Raw genomic sequence first — 16,575 nt, 5'->3', positions numbered from 1 at the left:
CGGCGTGTCGCCAGTCGGAACGGGGCCGGTTGCCAGACCGGCTCCCCTCGCGACCGGCCGAACTCACGCTGCCTCGTCGGCTTCCTCGACGATGGGCAGTGGACGCGCGGCAATCTTTTCCGCCTCCGCCCGCTTCAGGCCGAGCATCTGCAGCAACATGGCTGCCGTGCGCTCGGGAAAGTGCTCGCCGCTGAAACCCAGTTCTTCCAGCGCGCTCGCCGCGCTCGCGCCGGGCGCGGCGAAGTTCAACTCGGCCGCAATCACGGAGAGCACCGTGCCGCCGACTGCGAGAAATCCGATAAGCGGGTCGCCAACGACAAATCGCTTTGCCGCAATGCCGGCTCGAATGTCGCGCAGGAGCCGCTGGCCCAGCCCGCGACTTGTCACGCGCGCGGAAAACCCTTCCCGTATCAGAAAGCGTCCCCACACGGGATCGTGCCGCGCACGCAGGACAGTGTGGCGCACAGCTACGGCAACCACTTCCGCAGGATCAGATAAGCCCTCCGAGATGCGATCGAGCACGTTCGCAAACTCTTCGAACACGTTGTCGACGAGCGTCGCGTAGATCGCCTCCTTCGACTCGAAGTGGTTGTAGAACGAGCCAAAGCCGACATCGGCGGCCTCCGTGATTTCATTGATCGCCACGCCTTCCATACCCTTTTCGGCCATCAGCCTGAGGGCGGCGTCGAGCAGACGTGCGCGCGTCTCGCGCTTGCGGCGCGCACCACGAGGCTCTTTTTCTTCGATGACGGGGGCCGGGGTGGCGGGCGCCGCCGGCGGAGAGCGCCTGGCTGCCCCGCGCTTGGTCGTGGTTGTCATGATGGATCCAGGTCTGGTCATGACCACAGTATAGATTCGAATGTCTTTATTGACAAAACGATCATCGATGAGTTTAATGTCATCATCGGCTGTCGAGAGCCGGTCTAACTAAAACAGACGGAGTGACTGTGGAGACAGCAATCGCAATCGGCATTGCGCCAAGCGGCCGGCATCACCTTCCCCATCCGCCCATCCGGGCATTACGACCCGCTATCCCCCCCGCGCCAGCAAATTGGCCGTCAGGTGAGCCTGCGAGCGCTCACGTGCTCCCGAGGTGCGGCGCGCCAGCGCTGCGGTCTGCATCACCGATCCCAACTGCCTGAGTACCGTCCACCATGAAACTGACTACTGCACAGCCGGCTCGTCACCCGAATCCAACGGCGAAAGCGAACGCATTGGCCTATCTCATGTTCGATCGGCCGGACCTCGGGCAAGCTGAACGGTTTCTCAATGACTTCGGGTTTCGAACGGTAACGCGTGGCGAAGAGATGCTGCTTCTGCGCGGTACGGCCGCGTCGCACTTCTGTTATGTCGTACGCAAGGCGTCCAAAGCGCGATTTGTCGGGTTCGGCCTGCAGGTCGGCAGCGAAGCCGAACTGGACGCGCTGGCCAGGGTGCCGGGAGCATCGGAGCTGGAACACTCTGCGCTGCCGGGCGGCGGCTACGTGGTGCAGTTGCAGGATCCGTCCGGTTTCCGTGTCGATGCGATCTGGGGCCAGGCGCCCGCCTCCGCATTGCCGCATCGGCTGCCGTTACCGTTCAATTCCGTCGATGCTGCTGTTCGCGTCAACGGCACGCAGCGACCGCCCGAGAGCGCGCCTGAAGTCATCAGGCTTGGGCACGTGGTGCTGGAACTCGCTGATTATCAGGAAACCTGTGCGTGGTACACGCGCCATTTTGGTTTTATCCCCAGCGACGTGCAGGTGCTGCCCGATGGGTCACCGGCTGTCGCGTTCATGCGGCTCGATCTCGGCGACAGACCCGCCGACCATCACACGCTTGCGCTGGCACAGGCGTTCGCCCCGAAATACAGCCATAGCGCCTACGAGCTCGTCGATGCGGACGCGGTCGGTATGGGCCAGCGCGTCCTGCGCGCGAGCGGATGGACGCATGCGTGGGGCATCGGCCGACATATCCTCGGGAGCCAGATTTTCGACTATTGGCAGGACCCTTGGGGAGATAAGCATGAGCACTACTGCGACGGTGATCTTTTCACCAGCGACACGCCGACGGGAATCCATGGCGTCAGTCGCGAGGCGATGGCCCAGTGGGGGCCGACAATGCCGCGCAGCTTCACCAAGCCCCGATTGACGCCCGCGAACATAGCGGCGCTGATCGCAAACCTGCGCCGAAGCCCCGACGTCACGCTGGCGAGGCTACGGGCACTGTTCAAGATTTTTGCCTGACGCACCCCTTTTTCGAACCCGGAGACCGCCAACATGGCAATTCACGTTCTGCATTATCTGCACGATGGTCGCGCCCAGTGGGGCGTAGTGGCTCAAAACGCTATCACGCCGATTCCCGGTGAGTTCAAGACGACCGCTGAGTTTGTCCATGCCAATCCGGTCGAGCGGTTAATGACGCTGAATGGCCCCACGATTCCCGAAGCGGATGTGCAGTGGCTCTCGCCTGTGACCGCCAATCAGCAGTTCATCTGCCAGGGCGCGAATTATCGCCAGCATATGATCGAATCCGGCATGGACCCGGACGCGAAGAAATTCAACATGATCTTCACGAAGGCCACGAGTTGCATCGTTGCTGCGGACTCGAAGCTGGTGAAGCCGCACGAAGTGAAGTTCCTCGACTACGAGATCGAAGTCGGTCTTGTATTCAAACGCGACATCACGTCCCGGGCAACGATTACCGACGAGAACCTGCACGACTACATTGCCGGCGCCGTGATCGTGAACGACTATTCCGCGCGCGATATCCAGATTCCGCAGATGCAGTTCTACAAGGGCAAGAGCTATCGCACGTTCGGCCCCGTCGGCCCGTACCTTTGCCTGCTCGAGAAGCACGACATGCCGAAGCTCAAGGAGCTCGTGCTGACGCTGACGGTCAACGGAACGGTCCGACAGAACGATTCCACTTCGGGTCTTGTCTATGGTCCGGCAGAAACATTGACCGAGCTGTCCGGCGTTCAAGACCTGCATGCCGGTGACTTGCTCGCCACGGGTACGCCGTCCGGTTGCGCGCTGATCATTCCGTCGCCGGAAAAGCAACGCGCCGCGGCACAGCTGCCCGAAGCGGAGAAATGGCGTCTTTTCCTCGCGTTGCAAGCCGAGCGACCGCAGTACCTTCAGGATGGCGATGTGGTCGAAGCACGTATCGTCAGCCAGGATGGCTCGATCGATCTTGGCACCCAGCGTAATGTCGTCATCGCAGAGGCCGCATGAAAGGCGTCGCAAACGAGCATGACGTCCTCGCTATCGAATCGCAGGGGCAGCAGCCGGCGGATCTACCGTCGAGCACCTACGAATTGATCTGCCGGGGCGCCGCCATTAATCCATCTGCACCCGCGCTTTCGTTCTTCGCAACCACGAACGACTACGCGACCCCCGAGCGATGGACGTACAGCGAACTGGTGCGCGACATCACGCGCACGGCAAACATGTTGTCGCGGCTAAGTGTGCAGCGAAACACGGTCGTCGCTTATGTACTGCCGAATCTGCCCGAAACGCACTTTGTGATCTGGGGCGGCGAGGCGGTCGGCGTTGTCTGCGCGATCAATCCGCTGCTCGAAAGCGACGCGATCGGCGAGCTGCTCAATGCCTCAGGCGCCAGCGTGATTGTCACTTTGGCGCCTTATCCCGGCACGGACCTCTGGCCGAAAGTGCAGGCGGTCTTGCACAAGATTGCCTCGCTCGAGCATGTCGTGCTGGTCAACCTCGCCGACCATGCACCCGGCGAACAGCGATTTGCAGCTCGAATGCTTCAGCGCGGCGAGTGCACAAGGTTGCATGGCGAGGAGGGCGTGCGAGGCGCGGTTCCTTCGCAGATCAGCATCCACGACTTCGGCGAAGCCATCGCGCGGGAGCCGGGCATCGCGCTCTCCACCCCGCACCGCATGAACCGGGATGACGTATCGTCCTACTTCTGCACGGGCGGCACTACAGGCCTGCCAAAAATTGCGATGCGCCGGCACGGCAACGAGGTGGCCAATGCATGGAGCGCCGGAGAATTTCTCGGTGAAAGCGTTGCGCCAGGCAAGACGATCTTCTGCGGATTGCCGCTTTTCCACGTGAACGCCGTGATGGTGACGGGTTTGCTGCCGTTTTCACGCGGTGCACATGTCGTGCTGGGCACGCCGCAAGGTTATCGCGGAGATGGCGTCGTCAAACGCTTCTGGGATATCGTCGAGCATTACCGGATCAACTTTTTTAGCGGCGTGCCAACCCTCTTTGGGTCGTTGCTGGACGTTCCCATTGGCGGCCGCGATATCAGTTCGCTCGAATACGGGTTGTGCGGCGCCGCGCCGATGCCGGTGGAATTGCTGCGTGCTTTCCAGGCTCGAACCGGAATCAGGATCCTCGAGGGCTATGGCCTCACGGAGGGCACCTGCGTTAGCAGCGTCAATCCTCCGCTTGGCGAACGGCGGGTCGGCTCCATTGGCCTTCGTCTGCCGGGCCAGGCCATGAAAGCCGTGATGGCCGATGAATCGGGCCGTTATGTGCGGGACTGCGTTGCGGACGAGGTTGGTCAACTGCTGATCTCCGGCCCGAACGTGTTCATCGGCTATATGCGGCCGGAGCAGAACAACGCCATCTGGATGGACCTGGCTGATGGCGGCAGATGGCTGAATACCGGCGATCTCGGACGCTGCGACGCGGAAGGCTACTTCTGGCTCACAGGCCGGAAGAAGGAACTCATTATTCGAGGCGGACACAACATCGATCCTGCAGCGATCGAAGAAGCGCTGCACCGACATCCCGCAGTGCAGATTGCTGCAGCTGTAGGGCGCCCTGATATGCACGCAGGCGAACTGCCCGTCGCCTATGTCCAGCTCAAGCCTGGCATAACGGCAAATGAAGCAGAAATGACAGCGTTCCTGCGTGACGAGATCAGCGAGCGAGCCGCGTTCCCCAAAGGCATACGGATCGTCGAAACGATGCCCCTGACGGCTGTTGGCAAGATCTTCAAACCCGCGCTTAAGCGGATCGAAACCGTAGATGCCCTGCAGTCGGCGCTCGTGGAAGCTGGTGTTGAGGGGGCAACCGTCAGCATCGTTGAAGAAGCCTTGCGTGGGATTTCCGTTCATGTCGAACTCTCCGACGCCGAACTCGAACCATTGGCGACTGCCGCGCTTGGCCGCTTTCCGTTCGCGTTCTCAATTGCGGTCGCGGAGGGCTCCAGAGGCAGCGTTGACGGCAACGCAATGTAAGAGACGCACAGAGTTTCAAAGTGACATGGTTTCTCGCATCGACACAGGCGTCCAGTCACTCGCATGCGCGGTGATGGCACGCCTGAATCGCGAATGTCACCGGTTTTGGTTTGGGGAAGAAGATGGACATTGCATCAGAGAGATCCTTGCGTTCGGTTGTTGAAAAATGGCTTGCGCTGGATTCCGGAGCCCCGGTGCGAGTTACCCGATTAGGTCGTGCGCAGTCGCATCCGTGGAACTGCGTGCATATCGAGCTACTTTTGCCGACAAGGCCGGTTGGGATGTTTTTTTCCGGCACCGCGACGGTTCGTGGAACGTGTTCCCGCCGCATGCCGAGCGCCTTGTGATGCGAGTTCACTAGCATGCCGGGCAACTTGTCAAACCTGGCAACCGCGCAGAACGGCAAAGAGAAGTAACAGGCGTACGCAGCCCAGGACTCGATACGTTGCACAGGCAGAAAGCAACGCGGGGATCCGGGTAAATCAATTCATTGTATTTAGTATACCTATATAAAAGGAGATGATTTTTCGAGTCGGTCTATACCTACGAGGACCGATCCAACGAGCCGGATCAATGGGCGGCTCGTTAAAGCCCTGAGCACGATAAAAAGATATTTAGCCGATGAGGCAGGAGAAGACGCGTGAGGAACTACGGGAAAAATGTTCGACCTGCCGTTATGGCGGGTTTTATCTGTTCGGCTGCGCTTGCTGGAAATGCGAATGCGCAATCGGCCGGAAGCTTTACGCTGGCGACGGGGTGGCTTTACGTAGCCCCACAGGGCCATGCCACGCCGCTTACCGTGGAAAGCGTGGGCGGTATGCCGGTCAATCAGCAGTTAACGGGTAGTGGTGCGCACGCGTCGTCGACGAATACGCTCGGCATCACCACCGAATACTACGTGACCGACCACATCGGCATCGCCACCCTCTTTGGCCTGCCACTAACAGTGAATCTTGTTGGCGACGGGACACTCTCGAAGTACGGCACCCTCGGCACGACGAGGCCGATGCCGCCCGCCATCGAGCTTCGATACCACCTGTTCGAGGCTCAGTCGAAATTTCGTCCTTTCGTCGGATTGGGCGTGAATTACACGTGGTTCACCCAGGTTCGCGCAACCAACAACCAGTTCATCACTGATAGTGTCGGTCCTGGCGGATCGATACATGCGACCCTCAGTGCGTCGTGGAACCCCGTGTTCGAGGTCGGGGCAAGCTACGCGTTCTCCAAACACTGGTCGGTCGGAGCATCAGTTGGCTACATGCCGCTAAAGACGAACATGACCATATACGGACAAACCGCAAACGGAACGCAGATCGTTTCGAAGTCGACGCTCCGAATCGAACCCATTAACGTATTTTTGAATGTCGGCTACACATTCTAGCGAGTACGACCCGCGTTCCCAGACATCGATCGAGGCGGCGGGTCGTGCCGCCAACGCTCCCTAAACACCACCAGACATGATTGCGCCCGCCTGAGCGGCTTGCCCGTTCAGGGAGCCGGTCCGCAATTCCATGATGCTTGCACCTGCGAAGCCTTACCATTGGATCAAAAAGTGAAACGACAGATCCTCAAGACCATTCTCTTTGCCATGCCCAAGGTCCTCGACCTGACGGCACGCCGCTTCCCTGCCTATCGCGACCGGCTAAAGCAGCGCGATCTCGTCGCGTGGATCGGGCTCATGGATCAAAGCATCGGCCGCGTCATCAGGCTCAAGAACGGCCGCATCCGGTCGTGTGCCGGCAGGCATCCGCAGCCCGACGTGCGCATGCTCTTCAAGGATGTGGCAACCGCCCTGAAATTTCTCTCCGCCACTCCGGACTACCTGGAGATCATTCACGCAGCGAAAAATTTCAAGGTGGTTACGGAAGGCGACGATGAATTGCTGGTGTGGTTCATGCAAACGCTGAGCATGATGCAAACCATCAGCCTGCCGATGGGCACGCCCATGCATGACGGCACGCAGCGCTACACCACGTGCACCAACGGCGGCCCGTTATTTGTGTACGTGAAGAATGGACGCATCATTCGCGTGACGCCTGTCGATCTCGACAGCAAGGATGCTCCGAGTTGGGAGATCGAAGCGCGCGGACGCCGGTTCAGCCCGCCCCGGCGCGGCCTCGTTGCGCCGCACGCATTGGCGATCAAGTCGCTCGTCTATTCGGACAAGCGCATCCTTCACCCGATGAAGCGGGTCGATTTCGACCCTGATGGCGAACGCAATCCGCAGAACCGTGGCAAGTCCGGCTATGTGTCGATCAGCTGGGACGAGGCCCTGGACATCGTCGCGAAAGAGATCAACCGGCAAAAACGTGTTCACGGACCGGGCTCGATCACGTTCCCCATGTCGTCGCACCATCAGTGGGGCAACATCGGCTACTACCTCAGCGCGCTCACGCGTTTCGCCAACCTGATCGGCTTCACACGGGTGGCCGCGAATCCGGACAGCTGGGAAGGCTGGTATTGGGGCGCCATGCATCACTTCGGCAACTCGATGCGCGTTGGCGTGCCCTCCGGCTATGGCGGAATCGAGGATTGCCTTAAGGAAGCCGAAATGATCGTTTTCTGGTCTAGCGACCCGGAAAGCACGAATGGCGCTTACGCCGGATTCGAAGGGACGCCGCGGCGTCTATGGGCCAAGGAACTGGGAATCGAGTTCGTCCATATCGATCCGCACTGCAATCCGACCGCCCAGTTGCTGGGCGGGCGATGGGTTCCGGTCCGACCGCAAACGGACGCAGCCCTCGCCACCGCCATCATGTATGTATGGCTGACGGAAGGGCTGTACGACAAGGATTACGTCGCTAACCGGACGACCGGATTCGACGAATGGCAGGCCTACCTGACGGGCGAGACGGATGGCGTGCCCAAAACGCCCGAATGGCAGGAGCTGGAAACTGGCGTGCCGGCCAAAGACGTTCGCGCCCTCGCGCGGCGGTGGGGGACGAGGAAAGTGTATCTCGCCGTCGGAATGACGGGCGCGGGATTCGGTGGGGCTGGACGCGGTGCGACGGGGGCGCAATGGGCGCGTTGCATGATCATGATGATGGCGATGCAAGGCTGGGGCAAGCCGGGCGTGAATTTTGGCTGCCTCGAAATCGGTGTTCCGCACGATCTGAATTTCTACTTTCCGGGCTACGCGGACGGTGGGATGTCGGGCGACCTCGCGTGGACCGCGAACGCCGTGAACAACTATCAGCGTATGCCTCACATCCTGACCATGAATCCGGTCAAGCAGATGGTCCCGCGGCAGCAGTTGCCCGATGCCATCATCAACGGCCACGCGACTGGCTACCTCTGGGACGGCATGTCCCAGGAAGCGCAGTTCGCGCCGTTCAGTTACCCGATGCCCGGTTATTCGCCGATCCGCATGATCTATCGCTATGGCGGCTCTGCCTTCAGCACGGTCACGAAATCGGGGCGCTGGGCCGAAGCGTACCGTCACCCGAGCATCGAGTTCGTGGTCAACCAGTCGATCTGGATGGAGGGCGAGGCGCAGTTCGCCGACATCATTCTGCCTGCATGCACATCGCTGGAGCGGTGGGACATCGGCGAATGGTCGAATTCCGGTGGCTATGCGCATCACGGCTTCAACACGGTCAACCACCGTATGATTACGCTGCAGCACAAATGCATCGAACCTTTGGGCGAGTCGCGCTCCGACTATGACATCTTCACCGCTATTCTGACCCGCCTGGGCCTTGGCAGTGTGTTCACCGAGGGCTGCGGTGAGCTGGACTGGGTCAAGCGCGTATTCAGCTCGTCGGATTTGCCGGATCACATTTCGTGGCGTGAGTTCTGCCGTAAGGGCTACTTCGTTGTGCAGACCGAAAAAGCGGAACTGCGACATCCAGTGGATATGCGCTGGTTCGCGGAAGGCCGGCGCAAGGATCTACAGGAACCGCATCCGATGCCGTCGCAATATGCCGAAAAATTCGGCATGGGCCTGCAAACGCCTAGTGGCAAGCTCGAGTTCGTACCCGAGTTGCTGAAGCGGCACACGGCGGACAACCCGGAGCGGCCGCCGCTGAACCGATACATCCCGTCCTGGGAGGGCTTGCGCTCTCCACTGGTACAGCGGTATTCACTGCAACTGATCGCCACTCATAGTCGTTACAGTTTCCACACCCATTGCGACGGCAAGAACTCGTCGGTCAACAGCATCGAAGATCATCGTGCGTTGATCGGCGGACATCGCTTCTGGCTGCTGAGACTCGGTCCCGTCGACGCGGCGGCCCGAGGCATTGCCCATCGCGATCTCGTCAAGGTGTACAACGACCGGGGCGCAGTGATCTGCGCGGCTGATGTGTCGCCTCTGGTCACCGCCGGAGTAGTCAAGTCGTACGAGGCGAGTGCTGAGTTCCAGTTGATAGAAATAGACGGCGAGTGCGTCGAAATTGGCGGCTGCATGAACCTGCTGACCCCAGATCGGCCCCAGACGGCGGGTACAAGCAGCATGAGTCCGAATTCGTGTCTTGTGCAGGTGGAAAAGTGGAAAGGCGCGGACGCTTTCATGATCCGTCGCGCAGCGTGAGGAGCACACGATGAGCAAGTGGAATCTGGTTATCAAGGTCGGGCAATGCGAGAACTGCCAGAACTGCGTCATCGCTGCACGGGATGAGCACGTTGGCAATGACTTTCCTGGGTATGCCGCGCCTGCCGCGGCGAGTGCCGAAAGCCCCATTCGCATCCTGCGCCGCGTGCAGGGCGAGTCCCACATGGTCGAAACGACGTACTTGCCGGTGATGTGCAATCACTGCGACGACGCACCCTGCATGCGCGTCGGCGGCGATGCGATCCGCAAGCGATCCGACGGCATCGTCATCATTGACCCGGACAAGGCGCGAGGGCGCAAAGACATCGTCAAGTCCTGCCCATACAAGGCGATAGTCTGGAACGAAGAACTGCAACTGCCGCAAACGTGGATTTTTGACGCTCATCTGCTCGACCAGGGTTGGCAGCATCCGCGCTGCGAGCAGGCTTGCCCCACCGGCGTCTTCGAGGCCGTCAAGCTCGATGATGCCGCCATGGCCGAAAAAGCCCGGCGTGAAGGGCTCGAGGTTTTGCGGCCCAATCTCGAAACAAAACCCCGCGTGTGGTATAGCGGCTTGAAACGCTGGAAAAGCTGCTTCATAGGCGGAAGCGTCAGTGCCAAGGTCGGGAGCGTCGTTGAATGCGTCGCTGCTGCAGCGATTGTCCTGTACTCGGGCGACCAGTGCGTTGCAGAAACGGTCACGGACGCATTCGGCGATTTTCGGTTCGGTGGTCTCGCGAAAGATAGCGGCATGTACCGGATCGAGATTCGTCATGCTCTGGGGAATGCATCGCGCGAGTGCAAGGTCGGCGAAAGCGTGTACCTGGGTGAAATCAGCCTCGCGCTGTCGCACAGCGCGGTCGAGGCCAACTGATGCCGCCAATCTCGCGCCAACTGGCGGACCGCAGGTGCGGCCGCTGGCTTGAGCCGGCAGGGACAACTGGTCGCAATCGCAGTAGGCATGGCTGTGTGTATCAATCGAGCCGGCCTCGCTCGCGCCCTCAATTTATATATTGACTAAATGATCAGTTATGAGTTTAATGTCGCATATCCGTTGGATTGCATGAGCAGGTTTCAGCGGGGTCATCGACAAACAGCAATTTCACAGGTTCGCCTTTGCGCAGGCGAGCGCGGACCGTGGGATAGCCTCAAACCACGCCATGAAGCCCGAACGCCTGAGCCACGCGCGCAGAAAAGAGCTGACCCGGGAGCGCCTGTACGTCGCCGCAAGGACCATGTTCCTTGAGAAGGGTTTTGCTGCGACGAGCGTGGGGGACATCTGCGAGACCGCCGGGTACACAAGGGGCGCGTTCTACTCCAATTTCACGAGCAAACAGGACCTGCTGACGGAGCTGTTGCGGCGCGATGCCGATGAGGCGCAGGCGAATCTGCGGGCAATCCTCGAGGGCACCACGCCTGAGCAAGCCACGGCACGCGCGATTGCTCATTTCGCCCGCTCTTACCGTGACCTCGAATGCTTTCCGCTTTGGGTTGAGGCGTACCTTCTTGCGCGCCGCGACAGCGCCTTTCAGGAGCGGCTTCATGCGTTGCGACGCGCGAGGCTATTACAGGTCAGCGCCTATATTCGAACGCACCTGAAGGAAAGCGACAACGCATTGCCACTGCGTGCGGACGCGCTCGCGCTAGGCCTCGTGAGCCTGTGCGATGGCATGCAGCTCTTCAGTCTGTGTTATCCGCAGAGTGCAGCCGACCAGCTGATCCAGACAGTGCTGGAGGAATTTGCATCGTCCGCACTGTATCGGCAGCCAATGGAAAAAAGCACCGCCGACGCCTAGGGCAGAAATGCCGTAAATATTCAATTCGCTGACGAGTCCAGACGGGCTGCGATTAGACCTTGCAGAGGCATACGCGTGATGAATCTTGCTGCCGAAGTATGGAGTATGCCCGTCGCAAGCCTTGGCGGACACTCCACCGCGAGCGAGACTGCCGTGGACGATTTATCTCTTCAACGATGGCGGGATCGCCCCGACTGGGACCGTGAAGGCGGTTGCCAGAAAAAGTAGATCATGGAATATATAGAAAGCTTGCGCCTCTTCCGCACGATCGTCGAAGTGAGAAACTTCCGACGCGCGGGCGAAATGATGGCCCTGTCACCATCCGTTGTTTCACGCTCGATAGCATCACTGGAAGAGCGTCTGGGAACGCGACTGTTTCACCGTTCGACACGGCAGTTTTCGCTCACGGAAGCCGCAGAGCACTTTTACGAGGGTTGCTGTCGCGTTCTCGACGATCTCGACTGCCTGGAAGCGTGCGCTGCAGGTCACGGACGACTACCCGCGGGCGTATTACGCGTGGTCGCGCACACTACCGCTGCGTTGACATGGCTTGCGCCATTGATTGCATCTTTCAAACGCAAACATCCAAATGTCAGTCTCGATATCACATTGACCGAGCGATCTGTCGACCTGACGGCCGACGGGTACGATCTGGGCATCGTGCTACCGTTCATGTTGACGACGGATCTTGCCGTGACGCGTCTTCTTCAGCGGTTGCCGCTGGTCATCGTCACAACGCAGGCGTACCTGGGCAGACGTCCGCCGCCGCGGCATCCTGCCGACCTGGCTGATCATGTGTTCGTCACGGTGCCGCCCTCGATGCACAAGCCAACCCTGAGTTTTCGAATAGATCAGGAAAACGTCGCGGTGCCAATCACATACGAGATTGCCTCGAATAACCCAATATTCAATCGCGACATCATTCTCGAGGGATTCGGTGTGGGCCTGCTTCCTTTTGCGCTTGTGGAGCAGGACATCAAGGCGGGTCGACTCGTACGTCTGCTGGAAGACTTCGAGATCATTGACTCAGCGGCGGAAGTCCGACTGGCCTATATCGGGCGAGCGCTGTTACCCGCAAAGGTCAGAGCATTCATCGACCATACCGCAGAGTTCTTTGAACAGGGCATGGAGGCTCCCCGCCGCTCAACGACGACTGACGGCCCGTGGTTCCAGGCGACCGCATCCAGTTAACGCAAGTCATCACCAACCTGGTCGTGAATGGCATCCAGGCGATGGACTGTATCGAGGATCGGCCCCGCGAACTGTCGACAGAGGCGGAAAAATGACACCGCTTTTTCACGTTGGTGAAGCGTCTTCCCTCCGGTTCGCTTCGCGCCTTCGCGCGCCTGGCAGCGTGAACTGGAACACAGCGCCGCGTGGCGCATTGGAGCTTGCCCATAGGCGTCCGCCGTGTGCTTCTATGATCGACTGGCAGATTGATAATCCCATGCCCATTCCGCCGGCTTTGGACGTGTAGAAAGGCTGGAAGATGCGGTCGATGCTATCGGCCGCCAGGCCTCGGCCGCGATCGCGCACGCAGACGATAACGTCGCCGGACTCGTCGCTTTTAGTGTCGACGATCAATTCGCGCCGCTGATCCTCGAGCCCGCTCATTGCTTCGACCGCGTTGACCACGAGGTTCAGCATCACCTGTTGCAGTCCGATGCGATCACCTTCGATGATCGGCAAATCGTCTGCAAGCTGCATGCGCACCGATACGCCGCTTCCGGCAACCTGAGCGCGCATCAGCGCGATTACCTCGCCGATGACCTCATTGATCCGCAAACGTTCTGTGGAAGGCGGGTTTTGCCCGACGAGGCCATGGATCCGGTCCAGGATTCCCGCAGTTCGCTCGGCATCCTTCAGGATTCGAGCGAACGCTTGCTCGATCTTCGGCAAATTGGGCGTCGCCGCATGCAGCCAGATCAGCCCCGCGTGAACGTTGGTCATGATAGCGGCTACCGGTTGCTTGATTTCGTGGCTCATCGACGTTGCCAACTGTCCGATCGTCGTGACCCGGTTTGCATGTGCGAGCGCCATCTGCGCTTCACGGTATCGCCGCTCGCTCTCATGTGATGCGGCTTCCGCGCGCTTTTGCTCTGTGATGTCGCGCGAGATGCCGATCAGGAATTGAGGCTTGCCGGTCGCGTCGACGATTGGGATCTTGATGGTGTGCACGAGGCGCGGTCCATCGCGGGTCTGAACCGTTTCCTCCGGTATGTCCACCGACTGGCGTGCCTCCAGCACGGCGCGGTCCATTTGCGCGAAGAATTCCGCCTGTTGCGCGGGGAACAGGTCGTGAACCGATTTCCCAATGAGTTCCTCGCGCCCGTAGCCAAGCAGGTCCTCGGTGGCCCTGTTCACATGCAGGAAACGCAGCGACACGGCTTCCTTGACGAAGAGTATGACCGGAATATTCTCGATGATGCTGTCCAGGAAGTGCTCGCTAGCTCGCGCCGCTTCTTCGGCGCGTTGACGTTCGGCCATCTCCGCGGTTTGGCCCGCAAGAGCCGCTGCCAGTTCGGCGGTGCGCTGCGCGACGCGCGTCTCCAGTTCGGCATTCAGCCGTTTGAGCGCGTCCTCGGCCCGCGCGCGCTCGCGCCGATCTTCGAGAAACTGCTCGACTGCACGCGCCATGTCGGCGATCTCGTCGGCGCCCTCCACAGGCACTCGGGTTTGCGCGCCGTCGCTTTCGCCTGCGGCCTCCCGATCGCCGTGTCGCAGGTAGTGGCTGACAAGGCGCAGCCGCGCCACGATGTGACGGCCGAGAAACACCCGCACGATCAACCAGGTGAGCAACAGGCTCACAGCGACTTCGCCGACGACCCACGCGCGCAGGCTCTCTGAGTTCTGTGCCAGGTTTTCGATCGTCTTGCGGTAGTCGAGCGTGAAATCGTCCGCCACCTGGCGCGCCGCGGCGGACAGCGCGTCGGCCTGGCGTCGTACCTCGTCATCGAGGCCGGCCATGGGGCCGGCGGCCTGCGTGCCGGCTCCCGGCAGGCCTGTCGACGCAAGCATCGTCGCGCGCATCTGCGCCTCGATGTTCACTGTATTGCGAAAACGCTGGCTCGATCGATGCAGCGCCAGCACATCGACACCGACGTCGTTGCCCGCGGCGGCCGACGCGAGGCGGTCCACCAGACGGTCGAAAACTTCCAGCTGTTCGAGGATATGCAGATGGGTTTGTCGCAGCGCACCGACGGTGTGGTCGCTCGACAACTGCAGCGCCATCCTCTCGATCGTCAGTGTGCGCTGCACCAGCGCTTGAGCATCCTCTCCGCGCTCGAGCTTGGCCTGCGCGAGTCCGCGAACCGCATTGGCCGAATAGGTCAACGAGTAGAGGGCCGTGGCGCCCACCGCGAGCACCAGCGCAGCGAGGCACGTGACCACCAGAGCAAATTGCGCGGTGAGCGATTGAGGCAGCAGGCGTTTCATGGCCGTTGCCAGATGCGACGATAGATGTCGCGATAGCCGTTCGCGGGGTCGTAAACGAGCCGCTCGCCGCCGTCCGCGGTGACGTTGGCAGCCGTCACGAGGTGCACCGGAAACACGTAATCCGTGACGTGTTCTCCAGCGAGCAGGCGGTTCATTTCGTCGATAAGCTGCCAGCCCTGCAGAGACAGCGGCTCGGCGACCGTTCCCGTCTGGAAAGTGCCGGTGCGCACGCGCAGGAACGCTGACTCGCTACCGTCGCCTGCCGACAGCATAACCATCGCGCTGGTGGGCAAGCCCGCCTGCGTGAGCACCGGGACGGCGTAGTCGAAGTAGATGTCGTTGATGGCCAGTGCGCAACTCCAACGCTTGCCATAACGCGCGAGCAACTCGCGCGTCGTAGCCGGCATCAATTGCTCGCTGCGCGAAATCGGGACATCGCGCACTTCCAGCAGCCTGCATTGTTTGCACGCCCGCACGACGGCGGCCATCGCATCGGCTTTGTCTTGCGCCACCCTGAAGTTCGAGTCCGTGAAAATGACGACGCCCGGGTGCCCGCCCGACTGCGCGATGGCCGCGAGCGCGGTCACGCGCGCAACTTCGCGCGGATCCGTCGACACGTTCATCGCCACCGGCGTGCCTCGCACTGGACCTGCCTGAGGCGCGACATGCCAGCCGACGATCGGCAGCTTTCGGCCGGCAAACGGCTGTAATCCCGGCAGCAGCGCCTGGGCGTCGCCGCCCACCACGATGAGACCGTCGGGGCGACTTGCGAACGCGTTGGCAAGCGTCTTCAGCCGCAGGTCGGGCTGTCCCTCCGAGTTGAATATCTTGACGTTCCAGCCGATTACCTTGGCCGCGTCGACAACACCGTCGACGACGCCGAGAATGCCGCCATTGCGCAGATCCTCTGCGTCGATCGCGATGTATTTGCCCGGTTGTGCGCGCGGTCCGTTGCGCGGCCCGCTCCAGGGCGGGGTGGGTTGCGCGGCGGTGTCGGCGACTTGCCGCGCTGCCGCGACAGAGATGTTGGCGGCGTCATACGGGGCTTCAGCAACCGGCTCCGGCAGAGCCTGCCCGATGCTGGCCGACGCGGCGAATGCACAGGCAATTGCGCATGCGCACGATAAAAGCAAGTTCCTCATGCTGATTCCCCTGCTGCCTGCAGGTTGATCGACTGACAGTCCGCGCGAGGTCGTGAGCGCATCTGTCGGTAGAATCACTTGACAGTGGGCCCGGGATGGGACCACTTGCTCTCGACAGTTCACTCCCGTTCGTCCCGAACTGGAATGCCGTATCGAGTCCGGAGACACCCCCCATGCCGACAGCAACGCCGAATATCTTGAGCCAGAATCCGAATACCTCACGGTAGACACGGTTTGCGGTCGCGAGTGCCATCGCTTCGAGTACGGCCAGCCGCGCAGCCAGTCCGATGGTGAACGATGGGAAGATGATGTGGAAGGAAACGGTCGCCGCGAATTGTATCCTCGACAACAGCAGGGCTGAGGCTTCCATAAGAGCGCTCCTTTCAGAGCGAGGTGAGGGGAAACTGTTCGAACGGGGAGCAGTGATTTACGCCATAAAGCCACAACGGAAGGCGGCCTGATAGCTGTGAC

12 protein-coding genes are annotated in these 16,575 nt (G+C 60.7%); 8 read left to right on the top strand and 4 right to left on the bottom strand.

All coding sequences use genetic code 11. The features are described 5' to 3' along the window. Window positions 1-63: 63 nt before the first annotated feature. Window positions 64-819, bottom strand: a complete 756-nt coding sequence (locus AB4Y42_RS20880; RefSeq protein ID WP_368689822.1) for a TetR/AcrR family transcriptional regulator — start codon at window positions 817-819, stop codon at window positions 64-66. A gap of 335 nt (window positions 820-1,154) precedes the next feature. Between AB4Y42_RS20880 and AB4Y42_RS20875 the strand changes: the two genes are divergently transcribed. The 8 genes from AB4Y42_RS20875 (at window position 1,155) to AB4Y42_RS20840 (ending at window position 12,718) form a co-directional block, all read left to right on the top strand. Then, window positions 1,155-2,225 carry a VOC family protein gene (locus tag AB4Y42_RS20875; protein WP_368695203.1) on the top strand — a complete coding sequence of 357 codons (1,071 nt, stop codon included), beginning with the start codon at window positions 1,155-1,157 and terminating at the stop codon, window positions 2,223-2,225. Between the two features lie 33 nt (window positions 2,226-2,258). Beyond that, entirely contained in the window at window positions 2,259-3,215 is a 957-nt protein-coding gene (locus AB4Y42_RS20870; RefSeq protein ID WP_368689824.1) for a fumarylacetoacetate hydrolase family protein, read from the top strand. After that, the gene (locus AB4Y42_RS20865) at window positions 3,212-5,200 is read left to right on the top strand and encodes an acyl-CoA synthetase (RefSeq protein WP_368695202.1); all 1,989 of its coding nucleotides are present in this window, start codon (window positions 3,212-3,214) and stop codon (window positions 5,198-5,200) included. Before AB4Y42_RS20870 ends, AB4Y42_RS20865 begins: the two co-directional genes overlap by 4 nt. A gap of 676 nt (window positions 5,201-5,876) precedes the next feature. Next, window positions 5,877-6,581, top strand: coding sequence for an OmpW family protein (locus tag AB4Y42_RS20860; protein WP_368695319.1), 705 nt, complete (start codon window positions 5,877-5,879; stop codon window positions 6,579-6,581). Between the two features lie 171 nt (window positions 6,582-6,752). Next, the gene (locus tag AB4Y42_RS20855; RefSeq protein ID WP_368695201.1) at window positions 6,753-9,731 is read left to right on the top strand and encodes a molybdopterin-dependent oxidoreductase; all 2,979 of its coding nucleotides are present in this window, start codon (window positions 6,753-6,755) and stop codon (window positions 9,729-9,731) included. Between the two features lie 10 nt (window positions 9,732-9,741). Further along, a complete protein-coding gene (locus tag AB4Y42_RS20850) occupies window positions 9,742-10,605 on the top strand; it encodes a 4Fe-4S dicluster domain-containing protein (protein ID WP_368695200.1) in 864 nt (287 codons plus the stop codon). 286 nt (window positions 10,606-10,891) lie between these two features. After that, on the top strand, window positions 10,892-11,527 hold the full coding sequence (locus AB4Y42_RS20845) for a TetR/AcrR family transcriptional regulator (RefSeq protein WP_368695199.1): 636 nt from the start codon (window positions 10,892-10,894) through the stop codon (window positions 11,525-11,527). A 231-nt stretch (window positions 11,528-11,758) separates the two neighbouring features. After that, a complete protein-coding gene (locus tag AB4Y42_RS20840) occupies window positions 11,759-12,718 on the top strand; it encodes a LysR family transcriptional regulator (RefSeq protein WP_368689829.1) in 960 nt (319 codons plus the stop codon). Window positions 12,719-12,823: 105 nt separating this feature from the next. Here AB4Y42_RS20840 and AB4Y42_RS20835 read toward each other — a convergent pair whose 3' ends face one another. Genes AB4Y42_RS20835 through AB4Y42_RS20825 form a run of 3 tightly spaced genes read right to left on the bottom strand, consistent with a single transcriptional unit; the run spans window position 12,824 to window position 16,474 of the window. After that, window positions 12,824-14,962 (bottom strand): ATP-binding protein, encoded by a 2,139-nt coding sequence (locus AB4Y42_RS20835; protein WP_368695198.1) that lies wholly within the window; start codon window positions 14,960-14,962, stop codon window positions 12,824-12,826. Further along, the gene (locus AB4Y42_RS20830) at window positions 14,959-16,104 is read right to left on the bottom strand and encodes a substrate-binding domain-containing protein (RefSeq protein ID WP_368695197.1); all 1,146 of its coding nucleotides are present in this window, start codon (window positions 16,102-16,104) and stop codon (window positions 14,959-14,961) included. The genes AB4Y42_RS20835 and AB4Y42_RS20830 overlap by 4 nt, the downstream gene beginning before the upstream one ends. After that, window positions 16,010-16,474 carry a cytochrome ubiquinol oxidase subunit I gene (locus tag AB4Y42_RS20825; RefSeq protein ID WP_368695196.1) on the bottom strand — a complete coding sequence of 155 codons (465 nt, stop codon included), beginning with the start codon at window positions 16,472-16,474 and terminating at the stop codon, window positions 16,010-16,012. Before AB4Y42_RS20825 ends, AB4Y42_RS20830 begins: the two co-directional genes overlap by 95 nt. Between the last annotated feature and the right edge of the window lie 101 nt (window positions 16,475-16,575).

The sequence above is a fragment of the Paraburkholderia sp. EG286B genome (assembly GCF_040965655.1).
In the GTDB taxonomy this organism is placed as follows: Bacteria; Pseudomonadota; Gammaproteobacteria; order Burkholderiales; family Burkholderiaceae; genus Paraburkholderia.
Note: the sequence above shows the minus strand (reverse complement) of the source record. Positions and strands in the feature narration are given on the sequence as shown.